At 74.7% G+C, this 8,260-nt stretch carries 6 protein-coding genes and 1 pseudogene; 2 read left to right on the top strand and 5 right to left on the bottom strand.

What is annotated here, in order from left to right:
* The first annotated feature begins 133 nt into the window (after positions 1 to 133).
* Together ACFV0Q_RS34330 and ACFV0Q_RS34335 are read left to right on the top strand one after the other, a co-directional pair.
* A complete protein-coding gene (locus tag ACFV0Q_RS34330; RefSeq protein ID WP_385010851.1) occupies positions 134 to 694 on the top strand; it encodes a carboxymuconolactone decarboxylase family protein in 561 nt (186 codons plus the stop codon).
* Positions 691 to 1,542 (top strand): RNA polymerase sigma-70 factor, encoded by an 852-nt coding sequence (locus tag ACFV0Q_RS34335; RefSeq protein WP_385010852.1) that lies wholly within the window; start codon positions 691 to 693, stop codon positions 1,540 to 1,542. Before ACFV0Q_RS34330 ends, ACFV0Q_RS34335 begins: the two co-directional genes overlap by 4 nt.
* Before the next feature lie 14 nt (positions 1,543 to 1,556).
* On the opposite strand, the gene fxsT is transcribed toward ACFV0Q_RS34335, so the two are convergent.
* From fxsT to ACFV0Q_RS34360, 5 genes and pseudogenes are all read right to left on the bottom strand, one after another.
* A complete protein-coding gene (fxsT, locus tag ACFV0Q_RS34340; protein ID WP_385010854.1) occupies positions 1,557 to 4,559 on the bottom strand; it encodes an FxSxx-COOH system tetratricopeptide repeat protein in 3,003 nt (1,000 codons plus the stop codon).
* A 114-nt stretch (positions 4,560 to 4,673) separates the two neighbouring features.
* Positions 4,674 to 6,113 (bottom strand): aKG-HExxH-type peptide beta-hydroxylase, encoded by a 1,440-nt coding sequence (locus tag ACFV0Q_RS34345; protein WP_385010856.1) that lies wholly within the window; start codon positions 6,111 to 6,113, stop codon positions 4,674 to 4,676.
* Positions 6,110 to 7,393, bottom strand: coding sequence for an FxsB family cyclophane-forming radical SAM/SPASM peptide maturase (locus tag ACFV0Q_RS34350; protein ID WP_385010858.1), 1,284 nt, complete (start codon positions 7,391 to 7,393; stop codon positions 6,110 to 6,112). The genes ACFV0Q_RS34345 and ACFV0Q_RS34350 overlap by 4 nt, the downstream gene beginning before the upstream one ends.
* A gap of 119 nt (positions 7,394 to 7,512) precedes the next feature.
* Positions 7,513 to 7,716: an FxSxx-COOH cyclophane-containing RiPP peptide gene (fxsA, locus tag ACFV0Q_RS34355; RefSeq protein ID WP_385010860.1), complete on the bottom strand. Its 204-nt coding sequence runs from the start codon at positions 7,714 to 7,716 to the stop codon at positions 7,513 to 7,515.
* A 68-nt stretch (positions 7,717 to 7,784) separates the two neighbouring features.
* A pseudogene (locus ACFV0Q_RS34360) lies at positions 7,785 to 8,260 on the bottom strand (hypothetical protein); the annotation flags it as partial.

Here is an 8,260-nt window from a genome sequence, read left to right on the forward strand (position 1 = left end):
CCCCTGAGGGGAGCCGGGCCTTCCGGCTGGGGCGGGTGGAGGACCGCCCGGCAGCAGGGGCTCTCATGTCACATTCCCGGCGGCTGCCCTGTCCTCCCTCCAGAAGCATCCGCCGGAAGCCTGGAGGCCCGACATGACCGCCCGCATCTCGCTCACCCCGCCGCGCACCCTGCTGAACCGCATCGGCTCCTGGTACTCCCGGCGGATGTACGGCCAGGTGCTCGACCCCGGGCTCGCGGTCGGCCACAACCGGAAGGTGCTGCTCGCCTACGTCGGGCTGGAGCGCTCCGCCGCCAAGTGGAACGCCCTGGAGCCGGCCCTGAGGCATCTCGCCGTGATGGCCACCGCGGCCCGGATCAACTGCTCCTGGTGCCTGGACTTCGGCCACTGGGAAGGCGGCGAACTCGGCCTGCCGCTGGACAAGATCTCCCTGGTGCCGCAGTGGCGGGAGCACCACGAGGCGTTCACGGGGCTGGAACTCCAGGTCATGGAGTACGCCGAGGCCATGACCGACACCGAGCCCCACGTCACCGACGAACTCGCCGAGGCGCTGCTCGGGCGGCTGGGCGAGGCCGCCTTCGTGGAACTCACCGCCATGGTCGCCCTGGAGAACTGGCGGTCCCGGATGAACAGTGCCTTCGGCCTGACCAGCCAGGGCTTCTCCGAGGCCTGCGCGGTACCGTCTCGTTCATGATCGACACAGCCGTCTTCGAACAGCACCGACCGATGCTCTTCGGCATCGCCTACCGGATGCTCGGCAGCGTCGCGGACGCCGAAGACCTGGTCCAGGACACCTGGCTCCGCTGCAGCCAGGTGTCCGGCCGGATCGACAATCCGGTCGGCTACCTGGCCCGTACGGTCACCAACCTCGCGCTCAACCGGCTGACTTCGGCCGCCGTCAAACGGGAGCAGTACGTCGGCCCCTGGCTGCCCGAGCCGCTCGTCACCGTGCCGGACGCCACCGGGGACACGGAGGTGGCCGAGTCGGTCTCGCTCGCCATGCTCGTGGTTCTGGAGAGCCTCTCACCGCTGGAGCGGGCGGTCTTCGTGCTCAAGGAGGTCTTCGGCTTCTCCTACCGGGAGATCGCCGGGACGCTCGACCGTACCGAGGTCTCGGTGCGCCAGGTCGGCTCCCGGGCCAAGTCGCACGTCCAGGCGCGCCGGCCGCGCTACGCGGCCCCGGCCGAGGTGAGGCGGCAGGTCACCGACGAGTTCCTCGCCGCGTGCCTCGGCGGCGACCTGAACCGCATGCTGGAACTGCTCGCCCCCGACGTCACCGCGTGGAACGACGGCGGCGGAAAGGTCAAGGCGGCCCTGCGCCCGCTGCACGGCGCCGAGAACGTGGCCCGCTTCCTCGCGGCCGTGCTCGCCCAGCCGATGGAGGACCCGCGCCTGGTGGCCGTCGACGTCAACGGCTCGCCGGGCCTGCTGCTCACCGCGGCCGGACGGCCCGACAGCGTCGCCTGTGTGGAGGTGGAGGACGGCCGGATCACCGAGATCCGGGTCATCCGCAACCCCGACAAGCTCCGCCACCTGGCCTGACCAGCCGCCGCGGGCTACGGCTGGGGCTCGAAGTCCCAGTAGGGGCGGGTCTGTTGGCGGGCCGAGACCGTGTGGACGTGTTGGGGGCCCAGGGTGCGGGTGAGGGAGCGGAGGCCGGCCTCCTCGTGTTTGGACGCCTCCGTGTCCTCGCGTACGGACCGGAGGTCCGCGGCCAGGCCGATCTGCGCGCTGAGCGTCATCGGGTGGTCGGGGCCGAGGACCCGTTCCGCGTCGCGCAGGGTCTCCCGGCCCAGGTCCACCGCGGCCTCCAGGCGGCCGGTGATGTTGCGGTGCCCGGTGGTGTTCAGGGCGCAGCCCAAGGTCCAGGGGTGCCGGTCGCCGAGCGCGCCCCGCATGCCGACCAGGGCCTGTTCCGCGAGGTTGAGGGCCTCCGTCCGCTCCCCCTGGGCGCGCAGCACGAGCGCGAGGTTGCCGACGGTGCCGATGCTGTACGGGTGGGCGAGCCCCAGCTGGGACTGGTAGCCGCGGACGACCTCCTCGGAGATCCGGCGGGCCTCCTCGATGTCCCCGTACTCGCGGAGGTAGGTGGCGTAGTCGGAGGCGACCATCAGGGTCCAGGGGAACTCGGCCCCGAACACCCGGGTGGAGCGTTCCAGGACGCTGCGCAGCCGGGATCCGGCGCCGGGGATGTCCCCGGAGCGGCGCAGGCACTGGCCGAGGTTGTGCTCGGCGCGCAGGGTCTGGGGGTGGTTGGCGCCGAGGACCTGGATGTGGAGCTTGAGGCCCTGTTCCTGGCGGGCGAGGGCCTCGCGGTAGCGGCCCATCAGGCGCAGGCCCATGGCGCAGCCGATGCCGGAGGAGAGGGTGGCGATGTGCCGGACCCGCAGGACCCGTTCGCGGCGGCGCAGGGTGTCCAGGTCGGTGTCGTAGGCCTCCTGGTAGCGGCCGAGCAGGCGCAGCGCGACGGCGACGTTGTTCTGGGCGTTGAGGGTGGTGGAGTCGTCCTCGCCGAGGAGTTCGCGGTAGGTGGCGAAGGCGTGCTCCAGGAGTTCGCGGGCCCGGCCGAACTTGGCGGTGCTGAGCAGGACTCCGGCGTAGGTGCTGGTGGCGCGCAGGGTTTCCAGGTCGCGGTCGCCGCGTTCGGCGACGAGCCGGTCGGCGACGGAGCGGGCCAGGGTCTCGGCCCGCCGGAAGTGGCCGAGCATGCGCAGGGCGCCGCCGTAGTGGTAGCTGAGCTCGCGGACCTGGTCGTGGTCGTCGCCGAGCATGGCCCGCCAGACACCGTCGGTCTGTTCGGACAGCCGCAGGCAGGTGCGGTACTCGCCGGCCAGGATCAGGTAGCGCAGGCAGTGCAGCAGGAAGTTCTGGATACGGGGGTTGCTGCTGGTCAGGACGCCGGCGGAGTCCAGGTGCGGGATGAGTTCGGCGTACCGGGGCCAGAGCCGGGAGTCGGTGGGGCGGCCTGGGTCGGCGGCGGCGAGGACCTGGCGGACGGCGCGGGAGAGCTGGTCGGCCTCCTCCTCGGCGAGGTTCTCCCGGACGATGTTGTGGACCATGCTGTGCAGCTGCACGGTCTCCAGGCCGCCGCCCTCCTCCACGGAGAGGTCGGAGTACTCCAGGCGTACGACGGAGAACTGGACGAGCTTGTTGAGGGCCGCGTTCCAGCGGATCTGGTCGTTGATCAGCCCGGCGAGGTGCTCGGGCACGTCGTCGGCGGGGAACTCGCGCAGCAGCCGCAGCGGGACCCGGCCGGGGGCGAAGAAGACGAACAGCCGCAGCAGCGCGAGGGCGTCGGGGAAGTTCTCGCGGACGTTGTTGAGGAGTAGGGCCAGCGCGGTCGGGAAGGGCAGCGGGTAGTCGTCGGAGAGGGTGACGGCCTCGTGGGAGTCCAGCCGGTGCTGGAGGAGGTCGAGGTACTCGCCGACGCGCATCGGGGAGTCCGCGAGCCAGCCGGCGGTCTGGTCGAGGGCGAGGGGGTAGTCCTCCAGCGCCTCGGCGAGCTGGTCGGCCTCCTCGCCGGTGAGGCGCAGGGCCCGGCGGCGGATGAAGGTGATGGACTCCGGGCGGGCGTAGAGGGGGACTTCGACGAGGCTGGTGTGCCGGGCGGCCCACTCACGGTTGCGGGAGGTGATGATCACGTCGCCGGCGCCGGAGGGCAGCAGGTCGGTGAGGTCGTCGGGGTTGTCGCAGCCGTCGAACACCATCAGCCAGCGGTGGTACGGGGATCCGCGCCGCAGCGCCTCCAGGACGGCCCGGATCTGCTCGCCGTAGCTGCCGGCGCCGCGCGGCAGGCCGAGGGCGGGGGCCAGGTCGGCGAGGCGTTCGCGCAGGGTGGGCCGGTCCTCGGCGGGGACCCACCACACGACGTCGTACTCGGAGGCGAAGCGGTAGGCGTACTCGGTGGCGACCTGGGTCTTGCCGACTCCGGAAAGCCCCAGGAGGGTGACGGTGGACGCGCCGGGCGGGGCCTCGGTGAGGGCGGCCCGCAGGCGGCCGATGACGTCGTTGCGGCCGGTGAAGCGCGGGTTGCGGCGCGGGACCCGGCCCCAGATCTCGGGCGGGTCGTTGGGGAAGCGGGGGCCGCGGCGGCCGCTCTCGGTGCCGATCCGCTCGGTGGGCAGCTCCAGGCGGCGCAGCACCCGGTACTCGGCCTCGTAGGCGTCCAGGCCCCACAGGTCGGTCTTCTCCAGCGCGGCCACCGCGCTGGGCAGTGGGGCGTCGGTGAGGCAGACGGCGGCGAACCGGTCGGGGTGGGCCTCGGTGACGGCGCGCAGGGCGGTGTTCCACTCGTCGTCGGTGTGGGTGCCCGCGGAGAAGTAGCGCTCGCTGAGGACGAGGACGACCTTGCCGCCCGCCCGGGGGAGGTCGTCCAGGGCCTCGGCGAGGCCGGGACTGGTCTGCGGGTCCCAGCGCTGGAGCGCGACGCGGTGGCCGTGCTCCTCCAGGCGGTGGGCGATCCACACCGCCCAGGGGCGGTTGAAGCCCGCGAAGCTGATGACGAAGCGCTGCGGCTGGGCGGCTCCGTCGCGGTCGGATCGCGTACCGGTACCGGTCATGCGGCCGTCTCCCTGGGGTCCGGGCGGTGGACGGGATGTGAGGCGGTGCGGAGGGGCGGTGCGGAGGGGCTGTACGGAGGCGCTGGCTTGAAAGGTACCGCAGCGGACGGCCCCTCAGACCTGTACGAATGGGGCGAGTTCGGGGTGGGCCTCGCACCAGGCGCGACGTTCCCGGTCGAGGGCGCGCCGGGCGGTGGCGTGCTGGTCCCCGGGGGGCGGAAGTGCGTCCATGGCCCGCTCGGCGGCGGCCATTGCGTCGACGAACTCACGTCCGGTGGCCGTCAGTTGGGGATGCTCCCGCAGGACGGGGAGGACGGCGGCGACCTGCGCGCGGATCCGGGCGTGCTGGGCCCAGGCGCCGCGGGCCCCGTAGAGCGCGGCGCGCTGCCAGTACCCGGCGAGGGCCAGGTGGGCGTACGCCCCGTGGAGCAGGCCTTCCAGCGGCCTGGGGTCGCTGCGCCAGGGGGCCCAGTGCCGCGGGGTGCGGTCGGCGGTGTGCAGGGTGAGGATGTCGGCGAGCGCGGCCAGTTTGCCGTGCTGCACCTCGTGGACCAGGGTCGCGGCCAGGGCGGGCGGGGCCTGGGCGCGGGCCAGGACGGAGCCGGCGGCCGCGGGGAGGGTGGCGCCGCTGGAGCGGGTGCCGCCCGCGAGGGGGACCACGGAGCGCAGCAGGAGGCCGATCTCCTCGGCGCGGGTGGAGTCGTAGCGCTCCAGCAGGGTGAGGGCGCCGGACCACTGGGTGTCCCAGCGCTTGTGGCCCTTGGGGGTGAGCCGGCGGGCCGGGCGCACGGGCGCCGGGTGCGGGGCGGCCGGGGCGCGGTAGGGGTCGAGGTCGTCGAGGGAGGTCCGGCCGCCGGGCAGGGCGTGCAGCGGGAGGGTGGCGCCGGTGTCCCAGGAGCGGTCGGTCAGGGCCAGCGGGCCGGGCCGGTCGGGGCGCAGCAGCCCGAGGGTGGGCAGGGCGAGGCGGCCCTGGACGGGGCGCAGGGTGGTCTTGAACGCGATCCGGGCGCGCAGTGCGGCGGCGACGGCGAGCGCCCCGAAGTGGCCGAGATCGGGCGGTGGCCCCTGGGGCGAGTGCAGGCGGCGCAGGGTCTCCTCGGCCCAGACGCCGGTGGCGGGGTAGTGCAGGACGTCGCGCACGGCCTCGGGGTCCTGGCGTTCGGCCTCCTCCAGCAGCGCCCAGCGCTCGGCGCTCTCGGCGCCGGGGGCGGCGTCGAGTACGGCGCGCAGCAGCAGGAGCCGCTTGGAGCGGCGTACGTCGCGCACGAGGCGGATGCCTTCGGCGGAGGGCTCGGTGGAGGCGAGCTCGCGGAGGGTGTGCGAGCTGACGGTGAAACGGGGGAGCGTGGTGATGCCTGAGGGGTCCCGGGGGCCTGTGGGGCTCGCCGGGCCGTCGGGGCCTTCGGGGCCTGTGGGGCTCGCGGGGCCGTGGGGGCTTTCGGGGCGGGTCTGTTGGGCGGGGACGCCGGGGCGCCGGTCGGGGCGCGTTCCGGCTTCGCCCCCGGCCGCCGCCTCCGCTCCGGCGGCGGCCGCGGCTTGCGTACGGTGGGTCATGACGCGGCCCGTCCCGTCGTCGCGGCCGTGTGCAGGGCCCGGGCGATGTGCCGGATGACGGCCTGGAGGTCGGCGCAGTACACGGACGGCCCGCGGAAGCCCTCCCCCGCCCGGTAGCGGTGCGGGTAGTGCCCGCCGCCGCACACCTCGACGAGTTCGCAGGCCCGGCAGGCGTCCGCGAGGGCGTCCCGGCCGAGCTGGCGGGCGGCGAAGCCGGGGTGGTCGAGCAGCTGGTCGAAGCTGTGGGTGTCGAGGGTCATGCCGGTCGCGGCGGCCCCTTCGTAGGCGGACTTCAGGGAATCGGCCTGTTCGATGGCGCCGTCGGTCTCGATGACGGCGGTGGTGGCGGGGGCCAGGCCCAGGGTCTCGGTGGCTTCGGGCAGGCCCAGCAGCAGCGCGAGGACCTCCTCGAAGAGCCGGATCCGGGTGCGCCGCACCCCGTCGTGCCACCAGCGTTCGAAGACGGCCAGCAGCCAGTCCGCGTACGGGGTCCCGTGCGCGGTGCGGCCGGGCGGCGGGGTGCTCCAGTTGGCCAGGGGCAGCAGCAGGCCGATGCTGGGCGGGGCGAACGCCAGCAGGGACTCGTACGTCTCCACCGGGTCCTGGGCGAGGTCCACCACGCACAGCACCCCGGCGTAGCTCCCGGGGTGCCGGGCGAGCAGCCTCAGCCCGCGGGCGGCCGCGCCGAAGCCGGGCCGCCCGGCGTGGTCCACGCGGCGGGCGTTGTGCGCGGGCAGTCCGCCGTCGAGGCTGACGCCGACCCGGATCCCGGCGGCGGACAGGGCGGCGATCCGCCCCCGGGTGAGGAGGGTGCCGTTGGTCTGGACGCTCGCGGTGACCCGGGTACGGGGCGCGCGGCGGGCCAGGGCCGCCCGTACCGCCTCGACGGGCGCGGCCAGTTCGGCGGGCGCGGCCAGGAGGGGTTCGCCGCCGTGCAGGACGAGGTCCACGCGGGGCAGTTCGTGGGCGGCGGCGTGGTCGGCGATCCGTTCGGCGGCGCGCAGGGCGGTGGCCCGGGTCATGACGGCGGGGCGGGTGCGCCAGCTCTGGTCGGCCATCTCGTAGACGTAGCAGTAGGTGCACGCGAGGTTGCAGCGGCTGTGGGTCTTGAGGACGAACTGCCTGACCGGCTGCGGGCGGTGTCCGGCGGCGCGCAGGGCGGGCACGTCGAGGCGGGCGTACGGCCAGGGGGCGTGGCGGACGTGGTGCGCGTGGCGGGCGTACGGGTCGGGGCTCCGGTGCGCGGGCGGCACGGAACCGCTCGTGCTCGCTCGGCTCATCGCCTGTACCTCCCTCCCCCGGCCGGCGCCTCCGGATGGAGTCCGGCGGACTGCCCATCCCTGCCCTTCGGACGGGCCCGGCTAACGGCGGAAAGTGGTCAACTCCGGCGGGTGCGGGGTCAGGTGACGCCCGAGTCGAAGGCGTTCAGGATCTCGGCGGGGTGGGTGACGCGCTCCACCATGCCCTCGATCACCTCGGCCAGCACCGGGTGGCCGATGCCGCGCAGCGCGGCCAGGTCGAGCCCGGAGAGGTCCGGGAGCTGCCCGGGGCACGGGCGGGCGGGTGCCGTCGCCGCCGCCGCTTCCTGACGTCCGCTCACCATGGGCTGCCCGTCCCTTGTCGTGTGGTCGGTCCAGTGCCTTTTCCCACCGCCCGGCGGGGGGAAACGGATCAGAGGCCCTCCTCCAGGGCGCGGATCCGCTCCTGGAGCGTGGCGACGGCGCGGATCGCGGCGGGCGGTCCGTCCGCCGACGGGTCGAGGCGCCGGCGCAGTTCCAGGGCGCCCCGATAGGCGTCGAGGGCGGCCCGCGGGCGCGCGAGCCGCTCCAGGACCTCCCCGCGCAACTCCTGGGCGCGGGCCGCCAACTGAAGGGCCGCGTCGTGGCGTTGGCCCCGCCCGGCGGGCCGGGCGGCGGCCAGTTCGACATCCCGGCCGGCGGGCCTGTCGGCATCCCGGTCGGCGACCCGCTCGGCGGCTCGGTCGGTGACCCGGCCGGCGGGCCGGTCGGCGGCTCGGTCGGCGGGCCAGGCGGCGTCTCGGTCGGCGGGCCGGGCGGCGGGCCAGCTGGCGGGCCGACCGGCGACCCGGTCGGCGACCCCATCGGCGTCTCGGTCGGCGTCTCGGTCGGTGCCCCGCTCGGCGGCTC

The organism is Streptomyces sp. NPDC059564, assembly GCF_042735575.1.
Lineage (GTDB): Bacteria > Actinomycetota > Actinomycetes > Streptomycetales > Streptomycetaceae > Streptomyces.

Excerpts from the sequence above, each read along its gene's own strand:
- ACFV0Q_RS34330 (WP_385010851.1), top strand. The coding sequence starts at position 134 with ATGACCGCCCGCATCTCGCTCACCCCGCCGCGCACCCTGCTGAACCGC.
- ACFV0Q_RS34335 (WP_385010852.1), top strand. The coding sequence starts at position 691 with ATGATCGACACAGCCGTCTTCGAACAGCACCGACCGATGCTCTTCGGC.
- fxsT (WP_385010854.1), bottom strand. The coding sequence starts at position 4,559 with ATGACCGGTACCGGTACGCGATCCGACCGCGACGGAGCCGCCCAGCCG.
- ACFV0Q_RS34345 (WP_385010856.1), bottom strand. The coding sequence starts at position 6,113 with ATGACCCACCGTACGCAAGCCGCGGCCGCCGCCGGAGCGGAGGCGGCG.
- ACFV0Q_RS34350 (WP_385010858.1), bottom strand. The coding sequence starts at position 7,393 with ATGAGCCGAGCGAGCACGAGCGGTTCCGTGCCGCCCGCGCACCGGAGC.
- fxsA (WP_385010860.1), bottom strand. The coding sequence starts at position 7,716 with ATGGTGAGCGGACGTCAGGAAGCGGCGGCGGCGACGGCACCCGCCCGC.